The organism is Bordetella genomosp. 4 (assembly GCF_002261185.1).
Classification (GTDB): Bacteria; Pseudomonadota; Gammaproteobacteria; order Burkholderiales; family Burkholderiaceae_B; genus Bordetella_A.
In genome coordinates this window covers 1012966-1030273 of sequence record NZ_NEVQ01000013.1, presented here as the reverse complement: position 1 = coordinate 1030273, position 17308 = coordinate 1012966, and the positions used below count along the sequence as shown (strand labels likewise).

The 17308-nt window shown below is 60.0% G+C and carries 17 protein-coding genes; 9 read left to right on the top strand and 8 right to left on the bottom strand.

The genetic code is table 11. The features are described 5' to 3' along the window. Positions 1–73: 73 nt before the first annotated feature. From CAL20_RS14970 to CAL20_RS14940, 7 genes are all read right to left on the bottom strand, one after another. Positions 74–1051, bottom strand: coding sequence for a tripartite tricarboxylate transporter substrate binding protein (locus tag CAL20_RS14970; protein ID WP_094821923.1), 978 nt, complete (start codon positions 1049–1051; stop codon positions 74–76). A 70-nt stretch (positions 1052–1121) separates the two neighbouring features. Then, a complete protein-coding gene (locus CAL20_RS14965) occupies positions 1122–1439 on the bottom strand; it encodes a hypothetical protein (RefSeq protein WP_094838230.1) in 318 nt (105 codons plus the stop codon). 15 nt (positions 1440–1454) lie between these two features. Continuing rightward, positions 1455–2978 (bottom strand): lysine--tRNA ligase, encoded by a 1524-nt coding sequence (lysS, locus tag CAL20_RS14960; protein WP_094821921.1) that lies wholly within the window; start codon positions 2976–2978, stop codon positions 1455–1457. A gap of 5 nt (positions 2979–2983) precedes the next feature. Then, the gene (locus tag CAL20_RS14955; RefSeq protein WP_094838229.1) at positions 2984–3739 is read right to left on the bottom strand and encodes an SDR family oxidoreductase; all 756 of its coding nucleotides are present in this window, start codon (positions 3737–3739) and stop codon (positions 2984–2986) included. 57 nt (positions 3740–3796) lie between these two features. Further along, positions 3797–4901, bottom strand: a protein-coding gene (gene prfB, locus CAL20_RS14950; RefSeq protein WP_141217689.1) for a peptide chain release factor 2 whose coding sequence is annotated in 2 segments (ribosomal slippage) — positions 3797–4819 and positions 4821–4901 — 1104 coding nt in all. Because the reading frame shifts where the segments join, the coding sequence is not laid out codon by codon here. Positions 4902–4948: 47 nt separating this feature from the next. Continuing rightward, positions 4949–6649 (bottom strand): single-stranded-DNA-specific exonuclease RecJ, encoded by a 1701-nt coding sequence (recJ, locus tag CAL20_RS14945; RefSeq protein ID WP_094838228.1) that lies wholly within the window; start codon positions 6647–6649, stop codon positions 4949–4951. Next, positions 6631–7611 carry a hypothetical protein gene (locus CAL20_RS14940; RefSeq protein ID WP_094838227.1) on the bottom strand — a complete coding sequence of 327 codons (981 nt, stop codon included), beginning with the start codon at positions 7609–7611 and terminating at the stop codon, positions 6631–6633. The genes recJ and CAL20_RS14940 overlap by 19 nt, the downstream gene beginning before the upstream one ends. Positions 7612–7806: 195 nt before the next feature. On the opposite strand from CAL20_RS14940, the gene CAL20_RS14935 reads away from it, so the two are divergent. The 5 genes from CAL20_RS14935 (at position 7807) to CAL20_RS14915 (ending at position 12461) form a co-directional block, all read left to right on the top strand. Further along, the gene (locus tag CAL20_RS14935; RefSeq protein ID WP_256981558.1) at positions 7807–9039 is read left to right on the top strand and encodes a lipoprotein-releasing ABC transporter permease subunit; all 1233 of its coding nucleotides are present in this window, start codon (positions 7807–7809) and stop codon (positions 9037–9039) included. After that, positions 9032–9739, top strand: a complete 708-nt coding sequence (locus CAL20_RS14930; protein WP_094838225.1) for an ABC transporter ATP-binding protein — start codon at positions 9032–9034, stop codon at positions 9737–9739. Before CAL20_RS14935 ends, CAL20_RS14930 begins: the two co-directional genes overlap by 8 nt. A gap of 24 nt (positions 9740–9763) precedes the next feature. After that, the gene (locus CAL20_RS14925) at positions 9764–10564 is read left to right on the top strand and encodes a TatD family hydrolase (protein ID WP_094838224.1); all 801 of its coding nucleotides are present in this window, start codon (positions 9764–9766) and stop codon (positions 10562–10564) included. A gap of 226 nt (positions 10565–10790) precedes the next feature. Further along, entirely contained in the window at positions 10791–12188 is a 1398-nt protein-coding gene (locus CAL20_RS14920; protein ID WP_094821915.1) for an MFS transporter, read from the top strand. Positions 12189–12230: 42 nt separating this feature from the next. Further along, positions 12231–12461, top strand: coding sequence for a hypothetical protein (locus CAL20_RS14915; RefSeq protein ID WP_094821914.1), 231 nt, complete (start codon positions 12231–12233; stop codon positions 12459–12461). Between the two features lie 5 nt (positions 12462–12466). On the opposite strand, the gene CAL20_RS14910 is transcribed toward CAL20_RS14915, so the two are convergent. After that, on the bottom strand, positions 12467–13171 hold the full coding sequence (locus tag CAL20_RS14910) for a TetR/AcrR family transcriptional regulator (protein WP_256981505.1): 705 nt from the start codon (positions 13169–13171) through the stop codon (positions 12467–12469). A gap of 272 nt (positions 13172–13443) precedes the next feature. On the opposite strand from CAL20_RS14910, the gene CAL20_RS14905 reads away from it, so the two are divergent. The 4 genes from CAL20_RS14905 to CAL20_RS14890 all read left to right on the top strand — a co-directional run bounded on the left by CAL20_RS14905 (position 13444) and on the right by CAL20_RS14890 (position 17255). After that, complete coding sequence (locus CAL20_RS14905) at positions 13444–14658, top strand: FAD-dependent monooxygenase (protein WP_094838223.1); 1215 nt, start codon at positions 13444–13446, stop codon at positions 14656–14658. 14 nt (positions 14659–14672) lie between these two features. Then, positions 14673–15500 (top strand): alpha/beta fold hydrolase, encoded by an 828-nt coding sequence (locus CAL20_RS14900; protein ID WP_094821911.1) that lies wholly within the window; start codon positions 14673–14675, stop codon positions 15498–15500. A gap of 42 nt (positions 15501–15542) precedes the next feature. Next, entirely contained in the window at positions 15543–16580 is a 1038-nt protein-coding gene (locus CAL20_RS14895; protein ID WP_094821910.1) for a 2,5-dihydroxypyridine 5,6-dioxygenase, read from the top strand. Between the two features lie 81 nt (positions 16581–16661). After that, positions 16662–17255, top strand: coding sequence for an N-carbamoylsarcosine amidohydrolase (locus CAL20_RS14890; protein WP_094822130.1), 594 nt, complete (start codon positions 16662–16664; stop codon positions 17253–17255). Positions 17256–17308 lie beyond the last annotated feature (53 nt).

The window sequence follows — 17308 nt, the reverse complement described above, 5'->3', positions numbered from 1 at the left end:
CCGGCCCTGCCAGTACTTAGGCAGCGCCGCTTATGCATGCATCTGGCCGGATTTACCGGCAGGGCCGGTTGCGCTATTCGACTTTGAGTCCGGCCTGCTTGACCAGATCTGCGAACTGGTGGACTTCATTGTTGATCCGTTGGCCGAGTGCTTCTGGTGTGCTGGCATCAGGTTCGATACCCTGATTCAACAACTGTTTTTGCACGTCTGGGTCATTGACGACGGCGACGAGTTCCTGGTTCAAGCGCTGAACGATTTCCGTTGGGGTTCCTGCAGGGGCAACGAGTCCCATCCACGTCCCTACATCAAACCCGTCCAATCCGCTTTCCTGCAAAGTCGGCACATCAGGCAAGGCGCTGGATCGTTTGGCTGTAGTAACTGCCAAGGCTCGCGTTTTGCCGGCTCGTATGTGCGGCAGGGCAGATGGCACCGTATCGAACATCACCTGCACTTGATTAGACAGCAAGCCCGTGACGGCGGGAGCGCTGCCGGCGTAAGGAACATGCGTGAGCTGCGCACCCGTGCGCAGCTTGAACATTTCCCCGATCAGATGATGTGCCGATCCAGGGCCGGCCGAGCCATAGTTAAAGCGCTCCGGCTCCGCCTTGGTCAGCGTGACGAGTTCGGCGATGTTTTTGGCCGGCAGGGTGCTGTTTACCACGACCAGGTTCGGCACCATGGCAATGGTGCCGATCGGTGCGAAGCTTTTATCGATGCGGTAATTCAAGGTCGGGATGACGGCCTGGGCGATAGTGTGATGAGCCGACGCCGCCAATAAGGTATAGCCGTCCGGGGAGGCGCGGGCGACGTTGTCAGCGCCTACGGTTGCGGACGCTCCCGGTTTGTTTTCGACTACAACGGTTTGTCCCAATCGTGTGGACAGGCGCGGGCCGATCAAGCGGATCAGCACATCGGTAGAGCCTCCCGGCGGAAATGGCACAACGATCTTGATGGGCCTGTCGGGATAGTTTGCTGTATCCGCCGCTGTCGCAGGCGAGGCGATGAAGACAGACGATACGCCGATCGCCAGTACGCTCAAAACGCGCTGCATGGATGTGGTCTCCTCACATTAGTTGGGATTTGTTTTATTGGAAAAAAGCGCGGACTAGCCGCGCTTCGGATCAGCGTGGCCGCTTGGTCCATGCGGCCAGCGCGCAAGCAATGGCGAGGACGAACAGCACGCCGCCAATACGCAGCAGGCCGGTGCCATTGAGTACTTCGCCGCCGCCAGTGATGATGCCGGCTAATCCGCCGAGCCAGAGCAGCAGGCAGAAAAGCGCGAGAATGAATAACAGAGTGGCTGCACTGGCGAACAAGTTCAGAGCCAGCCGGCTGCCGCGTGTGGGTGCAGCCGATACAGTAGAGACGCGGCGCTTGGGCAGCACCACGTACATGACGAGGACGATGAAGACCGCGATGATCAGTATTTTGACGAGCATGGCGGTCAGGTCCTATCAGTCTTCGCGTCGCAGGTGAGGGAACAGCAGCACATCACGGATCGTGGGGCTGTCGGTCAACAGCATGATCAGGCGGTCGATGCCGATGCCGCAGCCACCCGTCGGAGGCATGCCGTATTCCAGCGCGCGGATGTAATCGGCGTCGTAGTACATGGCCTCTTCGTCGCCGGCGTCCTTGGCTTCGACCTGGGAACGGAAGCGTTCGGCCTGGTCTTCGGGGTCGTTCAATTCCGAGAAGCCATTGGCGATTTCACGGCCAGTCATGAACAACTCGAAGCGCTCGGTGATGCCGGGGCGCGTGTCAGAGGCGCGGGCCAGTGGCGAGACCTCGACCGGGTAGTCGATGATGTAGGTCGGACTCCACAGTTTGGCTTCGGCCGTTTCTTCGAAGAGCGCGAGTTGCAATGCGCCGAGGCCGGCGCGTGCAAGCACGGGGCCCGCAACATCGGCGCCCAGGCGCTTGAGTTCGCCACGGACGAAATCGATGTCATCCAGTTGGGCCTGCGTGTAATCAGGCGCGTACTTGAGGATGGCTTCGCAGATGGTCAGGCGGTCAAAGGGCTTGGACAGGTCCAGCTCGCGTTCCTGATAAGTGAGCACGGCACTGCCGGTGGCGGCGATGGCAGCCTGGCGGATGACGTGTTCGGTGAAGTCCATCAGCCAGCGGTAGTCCGCATAGGCCGCGTAGAACTCCATCATCGTGAATTCGGGATTGTGACGCGGGCTGACGCCCTCGTTACGGAAATTGCGATTGATTTCGAAGACGCGCTCGAAGCCGCCGACGATCAGGCGCTTGAGGTACAGCTCGGGCGCGATGCGCAGGTACATTTCCATGTCCAGCGCATTGTGATGCGTCACGAAAGGCTTGGCCGCGGCACCGCCGGGGATGGGGTGCAGCATGGGCGTTTCGACCTCGAGAAATCCCGCGTCCAGCATGACCTGGCGAATGCTGCCAATGGCCTTGCTGCGCGCCTCGAAGGTGCGGCGCGTGCCTTCGGTCATGATCAGATCGACGTAGCGCTGACGGTAACGCAGTTCCTGGTCGGCAACGCCGTGGAATTTGTCCGGCAGGGGGCGCAGCGATTTCGACAACAAGCGTGCCGACGTCGCGTGCACCGAGAGTTCGCCCTTGTTGGTTTTGAAGACCGACCCTTCGATGGCGATGATGTCACCGATGTCCCATTGCTTGAACGCCGCATAGACGTCCTCGCCCAGCGTGCCCCGCTCCAGGTAGATCTGAATGCGGCCGGTGCTGTCCTGGACAGTGGCAAAGCTGGCCTTGCCCATGACGCGTTTGAGCATCATGCGGCCGGCGACTTTGACTTGCACGCCAGCGTCGGCCAAGGCTTGTTGTTCTTGTTCGCCGTATTGGCGGTGCAAGTCGGCCGCACGTGCGTCCGGGACGAAATCGTTGGGATAGGCGACGCCGGTTTCGCGGAGTTTGGCCAGTTTGGCGCGCCGCTCGGCGATCAAGCGGTTTTCATCTTGGGCGGACGGGGCGGCGGGCGTATGGTCGGTCATGGTGATTACTGGTAATTGCGGATATCGTCGATTTCAGTTGTGCCGAAATCGTCACGGTCTAGATAGGCCAGGATGCGGGGGGCGACGTCGGCGGGCGAGGCCAATTTGCCGGTGGCGTGGAATTCCTGGAATTTGGCCAGCGCCGGAAAGTCGGCGGGGTCGCTGGCACGGATGGTTTCTTGCATGCCGGTGTCGACGATGCCGGGAGCCAAGGCGACGGTGCGTACGCCGTTGCCGCCTTGTTCCTGTTTGAGCACACGGGTATACATGTCGAGGGCAGCTTTGGTGGCGCAATACACGCCCCATCCTGCGTTGGGATTGCGGCCCGCGCCTGACGAGATATTCAAGACGCGGCGATCGGCTTGCAGGCCTTGCACGGCGTCGATAAACCGGGCCGTCAACAGGATCACGGCGGATACGTTCAGCGTAAAGGCCGTATTGATGGCGGCCCCGTCAGTCAATGCCCCCACGGCCGCGACGGGCTCGACGGTGCCGGCATTGTTGATCAGCAGATAGCGTTTGGCATCGCGGGGCAGGGCGGCGCAGACGCGTTCGGCGGTTTGCTCGGCGGCCTGCAGGTCGGACAGATCGACCTGGATTTGTTCGAGCTCGACGCCCTGAGCCTGCGCCAAGGCAGCCAGCTGCGGGTCGGCGCGGCGCGCCAGGGTGATCAGCCGCGTACCCGGGCGAATCAGGCCGCGAGCCAAGCCTGCGCCAATACCGCGCGAGGCGCCAGTCAGGATTGCAATCGTATCGGTCATGCGCTTGCCCTCTTCAGGAGTAAGGCTTGCACCGGGATACGGTGCAAGCCAGTTGGATCACACGCCTTGCTTCAGGCTGGCCTGAATGAATGGATCCAGGTCGCCGTCCAGAACTTTCTGTGTGTTGGAAATTTCCACATTGGTGCGCAAATCCTTGATGCGGCTCTGGTCGAGCACGTACGAACGGATCTGATGTCCCCAACCCACATCGGTCTTGGAGTCTTCGAGCTTTTGTTGTTCCGCCATGCGGTTGCGCATTTCCAGCTCGTAGAGCTTGGATTTCAACATCTGCATGGCTTCAGCACGGTTACGATGCTGTGAACGGTCGTTCTGGCATTGCACCACGATCCCGGTAGGCATGTGGGTCAAACGCACCGCCGAGTCGGTCTTGTTGATGTGCTGGCCGCCCGCGCCGCTGGCACGGTAGGTATCCACGCGCAAGTCGGCCGGATTGACCTCGATTTCAAACGAGTCGTCGACCTCGGGATAGACGAACACACTGGCAAACGAGGTATGACGGCCGCCGGACGAGTCGAAGGGGCTCTTGCGCACCAGGCGGTGCACGCCGGTTTCGGTGCGCAAAAAGCCGAATGCGTACTCGCCTTCGAATTTGATGGTGGCGGATTTGATCCCGGCGACTTCGCCTTCGGATTCTTCGAGCACCTCGGCCTTGAAGCCTTTGCGTTCGGCGTATTTCAGATATTGCCGCAGCAGCATCGAGGCCCAGTCCTGGGCTTCCGTACCGCCGGCGCCGGCCTGGATATCCAGGAAGCAGTTCATCGGATCGGCAGGGTTCGAGAACATGCGGCGGAACTCGAGGCCCTCGAGTTTTTCCTGGAAACCGTCGGCGTCGCCCTCGATGGACTCCAGCGTGGCGTCGTCATCATCGGCAGCAGCCAGTTCGAAAAGCTCCTGCGCGTCGGCGATGCCGCTGTGCAGTGCGCTCAGCGTTTCGACGACGTCTTCGAGGGATTTTTTCTCGCGCCCCAGATCCTGGGCGTGTTTGGGGTCATTCCAGACCGCGGGGTCTTCGAGTTCTGCGTTGACGACCTGCAGGCGTTCGGCCTTCAGATCGTAGTCAAAGATACCCCCGTAACGCCAGCTCGCGCTCTGCGTAGTCGGAGAGGCGGGCGGCGAGTTGGTTCTGACGTTCGGCTTCCATGGTGAATCCTGATAGCGATTAAGCGAAACCCGACATTTTAGCGTGGATTACTCCGCATGCTCGACGACGAGCTGGGCGGATACGACGCCATTCCAGACGTTGGGTTCGAGACGGTATGCCACCTGGACGTATTCCGGCAGCGATTGGTCGTGGCCGAACCAGATGGCGTCAAAACGCTGATGGCCGCGTTCCAGAGACAGTTTCAGGTGCTTTTCGCCTACCAGGCGCTGATTGCGGACAATGAATTCGTCCAGGAACAGGGGGGCGGCAAAGCCTGCGCCCCAGACTTGCTGTTGCAGCAAGTTGGCCACCTCGGCATTGGCATAGCCGGATTCGAGCGACCCGTCGGTTTCCAGCAGGGGTTCAAAATGATTGCGCCCAGTGAGTTCCTGGACCGCCGCGTCAAATGCCGGGGCAAAAGCCGGAAAATCCTGGCGGCCCAACGTCAGGCCCGCCGCCATGGCGTGGCCGCCGAATTTGCGGATCAGTCCCGGATGGCGTTTGGACACCAGATCCAGGACGTCGCGCAGGTGCACGTCCGGAATTGACCGGCCGGAACCCCGGATTTCGTCGTCGTCGGCAGGCGCAAAGGCCAGAGTAGGGCGCCAGAATTTTTCTTTCAGGCGTGAGGCAACCAGCCCTACCACCCCCTGATGCCAGCCTGGATCAAACACGCAAACCGTTGCGCCCGGGGCGGCTCCTGCGTTTTCCATGGCGGCCAGGGCCTGTTCGCGCATTTCCGCTTCGATGCCGCGGCGTTCGCGGTTGATCTGGTCGAGTTGGCGCGCCATGTCCAGCGCCTGCGCCTCGTCATCGGTGGTCAGGCAGGCGATGCCCAGACTCATGTCCGCCAGTCGCCCAGCCGCGTTGATACGAGGACCTATGGCGAATCCCAGGTCAAAGCCGCTGGCATTGCGCGGCTCGCGCGAAGCGACGGCAAAGAGGGCGCGCAAACCGGGCTGCATCCGTCCCGCACGCATACGCTGCAGGCCCTGGGTGACCAGCAGGCGATTGTTGTTGTCCAGCTTGACCACGTCGGCCACGGTGCCCAAGGCAACCAGATCGGACAATGCATCCAGGCGCGGGCCGCCGTCGGCCGGGTAAACCCCGCGCCTGCGCATCTCGGCACGGACGGCCAGCATCACGTAGAAGATTACGCCCACCCCTGCGAGGTTTTTAGAGGGAAAGCCGCAGCCCGGCTGATTGGGGTTGACGAGGGCCAAAGCGTCGGGCAGCGTGTCGCCGGGCAGGTGGTGGTCCGTGACGACTACGCCAATACCCGCCGCGTTCGCCGCGGCGACGCCGTCCACGCTGGCGATCCCGTTGTCTACGGTAATAATCAGGTCCGGCTTGCCGTTGCGGTGAGCGCAGGCCAAATCGACCACGGCAGGCGACAGGCCATAGCCGGTTTCAAAACGATTGGGTACTAGGAAATCGACATTTGCCCCAAAGGCGCGCAGCGCCCGTAACCCGACGGCGCAGGCGGTGGCCCCGTCACAGTCATAATCGGCGACGATCAGCAGCCGTTTCCCTGCCGAGATCGCGTCGGCCAGAATGCGGGCGGCGTGATCCACGTGGGTCAGGCCTCCCGGAGGAATCAGCGCAGGCCATGCCATGCGGGTCTGGTCGGGGTGAGTCACCCCACGCGCTGCCCACAGCCTGGCTAATAAAGGATGAATGCCCGCAGCCTCCAGCGACAGTCGGGCATCGTGATTGGTCGAGCGGACAGTTAGACGGGGCGAGACCACCAGGAATTCCAGTTCTTTTTGGGCGCGGGCAGCCAGGCGAGCAGGCGGTTGCGCGGTTGCAGGGTAAGTGTGGCGCGCCGGTCGGCGCCCAGCAATATGAGTTGTGCCGGCTGCGCAGGCAGGCCGGAGACGCCGCTGAGCGGCTGGAGATGATGCTTGTCCAGATGGGTCAGAGCGTCAAGCCAAGTGGCCCAGTCTTCGGTGCGATGGGCGGCATCCAGCTCCGTGAGGAGATGCGTTTGGCCCGCAGACGGGGTGGAATCATCTCTCGTGACCGAACCCGTCGAAGCTTTTTCCCAGCGCCGTGCGCCACCGTACAGCCACAGTGCATTGACGGGTGGCAAACCTCGTTCGGCCCGGGCCTCGTTGGCCGGATGCTCGTGCCAGGCCATTTGTATCTCATTGAGCAGGCGCCGCCAGGGCCGCATGGCGGCATCCTGGCTCCACCAGTCGCGCAATGGTTGGCCGGCGACGGCGGCCGGGCTGCCCGTGCGGGGTTCCAGACCCGCGGGCAGCGTCAAGCGCCAGCGCTGCGGTGTCAGGACCGTGACGCCGAAGCCCGCAGCCTCAATGCTGGGCTGCGCCGTGGCCAACAGGGTCTGGGCCTCGTCCGCCCGAATATCCATCAGGCCTGGGTCCAGCAAAACGGCTTGATCCGTGCCTAGAGACAGATGCGCCAAATCGGCCAGCCATACCGGGTGGTCGTCCTTGATGGCATTGCCTGCCAAAAACGGGCCCAGCCCCGCCCCGTACGGCGTCCCGGTGGCGGGCCGATAGCCGGCTTGCTCGAGCTGCCAAGCCTCATACGGCGTGCAGCCTTGCGCGCGGACATCAAAGCCGTTCACCTCGGCGGCAGCAGCTTGCAGCCAGCCGTGCAGGACAGGCGCGCGCTGCGGCAGCAAGCGCGCCAGCTCGGCGGCAACAGGTAAAGAGGGCAGAGCGCCCGGAATTACGATCAGCATGGCGACGATTGTAGTCGCTGCCCGTCCATGGGCATGTCGAGCCGATTTCCATCTACATATTTCCGAATGTTGTTTCCTGGAACATCTGGGAACTGCCTCAGCCTTCGCCGCTCAAACTCACCTCCCAGTTAATGCCATAATGCACGCGTGCTGAAAATACCCTACGAACTATGGATCGGCGCCCGCTATGCGGGGATGGCCCGACTCCGCAAACGCCGTGGCCGCCGCGACGGCTTCATCTCCTTCCATTCCGCCACGTCCATGGTGGGCATTGCGCTGGGCGTCGCCGCCTTGATCATTGTCTTGTCTGTGATGAACGGTTTTCAGAAGGACGTGCGTGACCGCATGTTGTCGGTACTGCCTCATATTGAGTTGTACGTCCCGGGTGCGTCATCCGAACGCGTCATCGAGCAATGGCAACGGTTCGCCAGTGTCGCCGAACGCAACCCCGAGGTCCAAGGCGCCGCCCCGTTTGTGGCTGCGCAGGGCATGGTGGTGCGCGGTCAGGCGCTGCGTGGCGTACAAGTGCGCGGCATCGATCCGGAGCGCGAGGGTAGCGTGTCGGAGCTGCCCGAGCAGATGGTCACTGGCAAATTGACTGACCTGAAACCCGGGGGCTTTGGTGCCATTCTGGGCAGCGACCTCGCCAACATGATGGGGGTCAAGGTTGGCGATACGCTCATGATGCTGGCGCCGCAGGGCTCTATCAGTCCGGCGGGATTTGCGCCGCGTATGCGCCAGTTCACCGTGGCCGGCATTTTTTCATCCGGCCATTACGAGTACGACTCCAGCCTGGTATTCGTCGACAAGGACGATGCCGCCAAAATGTTCCGTGAGAGCGGTACGGGGGGAGTACGCCTGCGCGTCAAGGATATGCAACGAGCCCCGCAGGTGGCGCTCGACCTTTCCAAAACCCTGCCGCCGTATGTGATGGCAGCCGACTGGTCGCATAATAATCGCACCTGGTTCGCCGCCGTACAAACCGAAAAACGCATGATGTTCCTGATCCTGGTGATCATTGTCGCAGTGGCGGCATTTAACCTGTTGTCCTCGCTGATCATGGTGGTCAAGGATAAGCAGTCCGACATAGCTATCTTGCGCACCTTGGGTGCCAAACCGGGCGTGATCGCGCGTATTTTTCTGGTTCAGGGGATGTTGATAGGCGTGGTTGGAACTCTTATGGGAGTAGTGTCCGGCCTGCTGATTGCCTACAACGTAGGTGCCATCGTGTCCTTTATCGAGGGCCTTCTGGGCGTTCATTTCCTGCCACGCGAGATCTATTTCATCAGCGGGATGCCTTCGGATCCGCAATTGCAAGACGTTGTCATCATTGCCGCGACATCATTCGTATTGTCGCTTCTGGCCACCTTGTATCCCAGTTGGCGTGCCTCGCGTCTGCAACCTGCACAGGTGCTGCGCCATGACTGATATCAATGTGACGATCTCCAATGGCGCGCCTGCCTTGCAAGCCAGCCACTTGAGCAAGGTCTATGACGAAGGTCCGGCCCGTATTCAGGTGTTGGACAATGTCAGCTTGAGTGTAGTGCGAGGCGAGATGGTTGCGATTGTCGGGGCTTCAGGTTCAGGCAAGAGCACATTGCTGCATATCCTGGGGCTGTTGGACGTCCCCAGCACTGGCGAAGTGACCGTCGATGGTATCTCGGCGACGGGGCTGTCTGAGGGGGAAAAGAGCGCTTTGCGTAATCGCAGCCTGGGCTTCGTTTACCAGTTTCATCATTTGTTGTCGGAGTTTTCCGCTCTGGACAACGTTGCGATGCCGCTGATTGTGCGCCGGGAAAGCCGCGACACAGCTCGCGAGGCGGCTCGCAAAGTACTATCTCTGGTCGGTTTGGCCGAGCGAGAAGGCCATTTCCCGGGGCAATTGTCCGGCGGCGAACGCCAGCGCGTCGCACTGGCCCGGGCATTGGTCACGCGGCCCGCGTGCGTGTTGGCAGATGAGCCAACGGGCAACCTGGATCGGACAACCGCCCATAAAATGTTCGAGTTGCTGACTCAGGTAAATCGCGAGTCAGGTACTGCATTTGTTATCGTGACGCATGACATCGAATTGGCTGCACGCGCGGATCGGCAATTGCTGATGGAGCGCGGGCAATTGGTTTCGGGGTAACCCACTCATCGGCACGAGGCTGCCATGTTGATCGACACGCACTGTCATCTCGACGCCTCCGAATTCGATCCTGACAGGGTGCAGGTGGCTGAGACGGCATGGGCGGCCGACGTGCGCAGGATCGTGATTCCGGCGGTCGAGGTCGCAAATTTCGCAACGGTACGAGACTTGGCTGCGCAGATCCAGGGTGGTGCGTATGCGTTGGGTATCCATCCGCTTTACGTTAGCCGTGCCCAGGACACCGATCTGGATACCTTGCGCCAAGCCGTGATCAGCGCATTGGATGATCCCCGTTTCGTGGCGATAGGCGAGATCGGATTGGATTTTTTCGTCCAGGACATCGCATCTGGCAAGCCGCGCGAACGCCAGGAGTATTTCTACGATGCGCAGTTGGCCTTGGCAGCGGAGTTCGATCTGCCCGTGTTGTTGCACGTACGCCGGTCGCAAGACATTGTGCTGAAATACCTGCGCCGCCGCACGGATGTGCGCGGCGGTATCGCACACGCCTTTAACGGCAGTGCTCAACAGGCGCATGCCTTTGTCGACCATGGCTTTGCCTTGGGGTTGGGCGGCGCAATGACTTACCCTCGCGCCCTGCAGATCCGCCGTCACGCTGCGGATGTTGGACTGGAACATCTGGTCCTGGAAACCGATGCGCCGGATATTCCTCCTGCCTGGTTGTATGCGCCGAATCGGCGCAATTCCCCCGATCAATTGCCGCGTATTGCTCAAGTCCTCGCCGAGCTGCGAGGGCAGAGCGTCTGCGACATTGCCGAGGCGACGACAGCCACCGCGCAGCGCGTACTGCCACGCCTGGCGCGTTAGTCGATCAGACCGCCGACGGTGCTTCTGCCGTCCGGTTCCTGCGCCTTTATCTCATCTCTCACGTTGTCTGAATCACTCACATCAGTGTTTTCCCTGAAGGCGATAATTAATTATATGTACATATAATTAATTCACTGGCGCACCTTGCGCGGTGCAGGCCTTCTTTGGCGATGGCCGATTAACGACAACTCTGTTGGCTCAACCCGACAGAACAAGGGAGAAAGCGATGTCAAGATCCGCACTGGTTATCCCTGCGGGAAATGCTGTACCTGATGATGTAGAGCGTTCTTCGGCGGGCCGTGGTGGCACGGTCGTCGTCGAATCCTTTATCGATTCACAACCGGTCTCCCGTACTCAATGGGCGACTGTGCTGCTTTGTTTTCTGGTGGTCCTGGCCGATGGGTTTGATACGGCGGCAATCGGCTATATCGCGCCATCGTTGACAGAACTATGGCAAATATCCAAAGCGGACCTTGCTCCCGTCCTGAGCGCATCGCTGGTCGGGGTCGCCATCGGGGCATTGCTGGCCGGGCCTCTCGGCGATCGTGCGGGCCGCAAATCCGTCGTCATTGGCGCCGCCGTGTTTTTTGGCGTAACGACCCTGGCTACGGCGTTCGTCAACACGCTTACCGCTTTAGCCGTGCTGCGATTCATCACCGGCATAGGGTTAGGGGCCGCGATTCCGAATTGCGTCACACTCGTCGCGGAGTATGCGCCACAACGATATCGCTCACTGCTGGTCAACGCGACCTACTGCGGATTTCCGGTGGGTGCTGCAGTCGGCGGTTTCGCGTCGATTTGGCTGATCCCGAATTTCGGCTGGCATAGCGTGTTGGTGGTGGGTGGAGTGGTTCCTCTCATCCTCGCTGTTCTGGTTGCCGCTTTGGTGCCCGAGTCCGTACGTTATTTGGTTTCCCGAGGAGCGCCGGTGCAGCGCGTCAAGGCGATCTTGAACCGGCTGGGCGACCTGGGGACGGGGCCCGTAGAGCGCTTCGTATTGGCTGAGGCGGCAGCGCCCAAGTCCAATTCGGCACTGAGCACCATCCTGTCGTCCAACTATCTCGTTGGCACGATCATGTTGTGGATCGTGTATTTCATGGGCTTGGTGGTGTTCTATCTGCTGACGAGTTGGATGCCTTTGCTCATGAGCGATGCGGGTTTCACCCCCGCCAATGCCGCATTGCTGACCGCGTTGTTTCCGTTGGGCGGTGGCATTGGAACGATTTTTTCCGGCTGGCTGATGGACCGGATGAATCCCCATAAAGTCGTGGCATCGGGTTACTTGCTGACCGCGATTTTCATCTATTTGGTTGGCCAGCAGATGGGCGATATCGGGCTGCTCGCCGTGTTGATATTTATCGCGGGTACTGCAATGAATGGCGCGCAGTCGTCCATGCCTGCGATCGCAGCGGCTTTTTATCCGACGGATGCTCGCGCCACCGGGGTTGCTTTCATGTATGGCGTGGGCCGGATGGGCGGCATTGCTGGCGTATTTCTCGGGGGCGTGTTTACGTCCATGAAATTAGGTTTGCCGGCGGTATTTACCCTTTTGGCGGTTCCTTCGCTGATCGCGGCTTTGGCCTTGCTGGTGAAATGGCGAGTCCATCGCCACACCGTTCTGTAAACGCATTCGCCACAGTGCGTTGTTTAATCTAGGAGTTTATTCATGGCACAAGAGTTTGAAACCCTGCTGGGCACCGTGCATGGCCTGGTGGCCTCAGTGAGCGCGATTGCCGCGACATTGCCAGATGCGGCATCGGCTGATGCCGCCGAGGCGTTGCAGGCGATGACAGCAGATATTCCGGCGTCGGTCGGTCCAACCGCGACGCAGGCGATGCAAAGCGTCGTGGCTCAGGTGATAGACGCTTTGCAGACGCCGCTGCGCCAGGACGCCTGAGCGGGTTACGGCTTGGGTGTGTTAGTACGCGACGCTTTCTTGGCAGGCGCCCGCTTTTTGGGCGCCTGTTTTGCGAGAGGCGTATCCCGCGCTGTACGTGTCGGCGCTTGCAATCCGCCCAAAATAAAGTTCAACAGTTGATTGAACGTCTCACGATCGTCATCCGGGTTGCATATGCCTTTGCTCAATATTTCCAGACGATGAGCGTCTGAGAATGCGTAGAGATAGGCTCCCACCATCAGCGTTGCCCGCCAATAGATATCCTTGGCGGGCAGATTCGGCAGTGCGGCCTGCAGAGCCTGGATATAGGCTTGCATGGACTCGTCATACGCTTGGCTGCGCAGCGGGTAGGAAATCTCCGGCGGTTCAGTGTGCAAGCGGGCGTGCAAGCGAATAAACGCTTTGCCACCAGTGGATTTGCGCAACTCGAGCATGGGTTCCAAAAACGTGCGGATGACTTGTTCCAGCGTGATCTGCTTGGACGTCTGGCGCAGTTCGGCCAGCAGTCGCATGCGCTCCGATGAAATAAATAATGCGCGTCTCAGAAAGACCTGTTCGAACAGCTGTTGCTTCGTGCCGAAATAGTAGGTGATCAGCGCCTGGGTGACGCCGGTCGCGGTCGAAATTTCTCGCAGAGATGTGCCCGCATAGCCACGGTCAGCGAAATCTATCTCTGCGGTATCCAGGATCTGTTCGCGCACGTTGCTCATGCCCGCTGGCCTGCCCAATCCTTTACGAGGTTTGGTGGCGTTTGCTTTTGCAGAGGGTGGTTGCGTGAGTGTGGTCATAGATGTTCAGTGGCGTCTACGTCAGAAGCCGGTCGGGGCCACGAAATGGACAAGGGCTCATTCTACGACGCCCGCAGATGAGGGGATACCCGATCGTCTCACGACGCTTTAAGGGATGGTTTTATTGAAAATTAATTATATGGTCGTATAATTAATTAAATCGGTAGACAGGATAAACCTTCAAGGAGGAAGTGATGAGTCGAAAGCTGCGTGTCGGCGTAATAGGTGGCGGGATCGGTGGTGTTGCCCTGACGGGCGCTCTCTTGAAACAGGGGCTCGACGTTCAGGTGTTCGAGCGTGCGACAGCCTTTGGCGAGGTGGGGGCGGGCATACAAGTCACACCGAATGCCGTCAAAGCGATCCGGGCATTGGGCTTGATGTCCGAGTTGGAGAAAGTGGCTTTTCGCCCCAACGCCATTGTTGGCCGCAATTGGAAAACCGCAAAAGAGAACTTTCGCACGCCGCTGCGCGAAGAATGCCCCAAACTATATGGGGCACCGTTTTTCCACGTACACCGCGCGGATCTGCATCAAATACTGACGTCGCTCGTTCCTGATTCCGTTGCGCACTTGGGCGTTGCCTGCACCGGCGTGGAGCAGGACGAGCATTCTGCCAGGGCGACATTCAGCGATGGGACGACATTCGAAGGGGACGTCATCATTGGGGCGGATGGTGTGCGTTCGCTGGTGCGTGATCGGCTATTTGGCGCGGAAGCTCCGCGTTTTACCGGCAACATGTGTTTTCGCACGGTCGTGCCGTTTGATGAGATGCCCGAGTTTGTCAGTCCGGACTCGTCATTCTGGCTGGGTCCCAAAGCGCATGTCGTGACGTATTACGTCCGTGGCGGGGCTGCCGTCAACGTGGTCGCAGTGGTCGAAACCGACTCATGGGTGGAAGAATCCTGGAATGCCGCCAGCAGTCGAGAGGAGTTGCTCGCCGCCTTTGAGGGCTGGCATCCCAATCTCATCCGTCTATTCGAGCGTGCCGAGTCGGTGTTCAAGTGGGGACTATTCGATCGAGATCCAATGGAGACCTGGACTCGAGGCCGGATTGCATTGCTGGGCGATGCCGCGCATCCCATGCTGCCGTTTCTATCTCAGGGGGCTGCTATGGCGATCGAGGACGGTTATGTCCTGGCGCAGGCGCTAGGCGCGCATGGCGCCGACGTTGGCACGGCATTGCGCGATTATGAGAAAGAGCGCCTGCCGCGTACGTCGCGCGTGCAGATCGAGTCCCGTGAACGTGGCCGCACCTATCATCTACCCAATGCCTTTGCGCAATATAAACGCGACCTGGTCTACAAATTCCGCTCGTATCTCGACCCGCAATCGTCGGGTATCCAGGCGAACTGGGTTTACGCCTATTCGGCACCCGATTTCGTGGCCTCGAACGCGGTTGTGGCGGCCTGAAGGGGATGTCGGCAATGAGTACTTTTCAATACGGGGCGCAGGTACACGCTAACGGCATTCGCCAACACTATTTGCGCTATGGCGGAGCCAAACGCAATAACAACGGACGCTTGCCTGTCATCATCGTTCCCGGGATCACCAGCCCCGCTGTAACCTGGGGATTTGTGGGTGAGCGGTTCGGCGCGCATCTGGATACCTATATTCTGGATGTGCGAGGCAGGGGATTGACCGAAGCTGGGCCAGATCTCGATTACAGCGTGGATGCACAGGCGGCCGACGTTGTCGCCTTTGCTCAGGCGTTGGGGCTGTCGCGTTATTGCCTGGTGGGCCACTCCATGGGAGCCCGTATCGGTGCGCGTGCGGCGGCATTGGCGGGTCCAAATATGGATCGCCTGGTACTGGTAGATCCACCTGTCTCAGGACCAGGACGGCGGCCGTATCCCGCGCAATTGCCGTGGTATGTCGACTCGATTGCGCTGGCACGCCACGGCATGGACCTGGAGGGTATGCGCGCGTTCTGCCCGACATGGACCGATGAACAATTGCATTTGCGTGCGCAGTGGCTGCATACCTGCAACACAGCCGCAGTGGTTCGCAGTTTTGAGGACTTCCATACGGAAGACTTTCACCAGGACCTGTCGCGCGTGACCGTGCCTACGTTGTTAATCGCGGCCGAGCGCGGCGATGTGGTCCGGGATGAGGACGTCAAGGAAATCGAAACTTTGGTCCCCGATTTGCGTTTCGTGCGAGTCGCCAACGCGGGACACATGATTCCGTGGGACAACGAAGAAGGGTTCTATGAGGCGTTCGGCGATTTTCTGGGTACACCCTTGACGGCCTGAGACCTTCTATCAATCGATCCGTATTTTTCAAGGAGTTGATTCATGTCCGTCAGCGACTATGACCTCTTGCGTGCCTGGAAACAGGTACTGACTTTGTCCCGGCTGGAGCCTGGACAGACTGTGACTATTCTGACCAGCGCGGCGACGAACGAACAGAACCTGCGCGTAGCACTGCTCGCCGTCCAGTCCATGGGCGCAATCGTCAACCGCCTCGACCTGCCGTCGATCAACGCCGAAAAAGCCCATAGCCGCGACGCGCTGGCGTATCTGGGCACGACGCCGTTGACGGGCAACCGCGCCGCTATCGCAGCGCTGAAGGCCAGCGATCTAGTGTTGGATTTGATGACGTTGCTGTTCTCTGCCGAGCAGCATGAGATCCTGGCATCGGGAACCAAGATCCTGCTGGCGGTAGAGCCGCCGGAAATTCTGGTGCGCGCGCTGCCCAGTGAGGTTGACCGGACACGCGTCAAAGCCGCCGCCGCAAAAATAGAACAGGCCAAGATGATGCATGTCGTCTCCGATGCAGGCACCGATCTCTACTGCCCCATCGGCGAGTTTCCGGCCATTCCGGAGTATGGCTTTGTTGACGAGCCCGGGCGCTGGGATCATTGGCCCAGTGGCTTTGCGCTGACTTTTCCTGATGAAGGGAAAGCATACGGCACCATTGTGATCGATCAGGGTGACATCCTGCTGCCGCAGAAATCCTATGTGAATGCGCCCATTCGCATCACCGTCGAAAACGGGTTCGCCACGCGTATCGAGGGTGGCACGGATGCCGACTTGCTGAACGACTACATGAGCGCTTTTCAGGATCCCGAAGCATTCGCCATCTCGCATATCGGCTGGGGGCTGCAGCCGAAGGCGCGTTGGTCCACGTTGGCGTTATATGGCCGCGAAGCCACGATAGGCATGGATGCGCGGGCGTACGAAGGAAATTTCCTGTTTTCTTTAGGGCCGAACAATGAGGCAGGCGGGTCACGTACTACTGCTTGCCATATCGATGTTCCGCTCAGGCGGTGCACGGTCGACCTCGATGGAGAGGTCGTAGTGCGCCGTGGCGTCGTTCTGGATAAGGAGTAAATCGTGTCGTCACCGAACCCCCATGCCACCGGAAACGCGGCCGATCAGGCCACCTACGCTCGTCAGGGATTTGGCACGGCGATGAGTCTGAAGGCCCCGTACGGCTTATTGATTGTCGATTTCGTCAATAGCTTCGCCGACCCCGCGATATTCGGAGGGGGAAATATCCCCGCGGCCATTGCGCAAACAACGCGGCTGCTGGCCGAGGCGCGCCAACGTCACTGGCCGATTGCGCATAGCCGAATCGTATTTGCCGACGACGACGCAGATCACAACATTTTCACGTTGAAAGTCCCCGGCATGTTGACCTTGAAGGAGACTGGTCATGCCAGTGCAATCGTGCCGGAGTTGGCTCCGATAGCGGGCGAGCTGGTGGTGCGTAAAACAGTGCCTTCCGCGTTCTTTGGAACGGGGCTGTCGGCCTGGCTGTCGCAGCGGGGCGTACAGACCCTGATGGTTGCCGGTGCTGTCACCAGCGGATGCGTGCGAGCCAGTGTGGTGGACGCAATGTCTTACGGGTTTCGCCCGGTTGTTCTGTCGGACTGCGTGGGTGACCGCGCGATAGGCCCTCACGAGGCCAATCTGTTCGACATGGCGCAGAAGTACGCGATGGTGATGTCGCGGGACGAGGCGTTATCCCTGTCCAATGCGGCTGTCGGCGTCGCGGTCCGCTAATCCGTCGAGAGACCGGCCCTGCGCATTGTGCAATTCTTTCAGGCGCAGGGGCA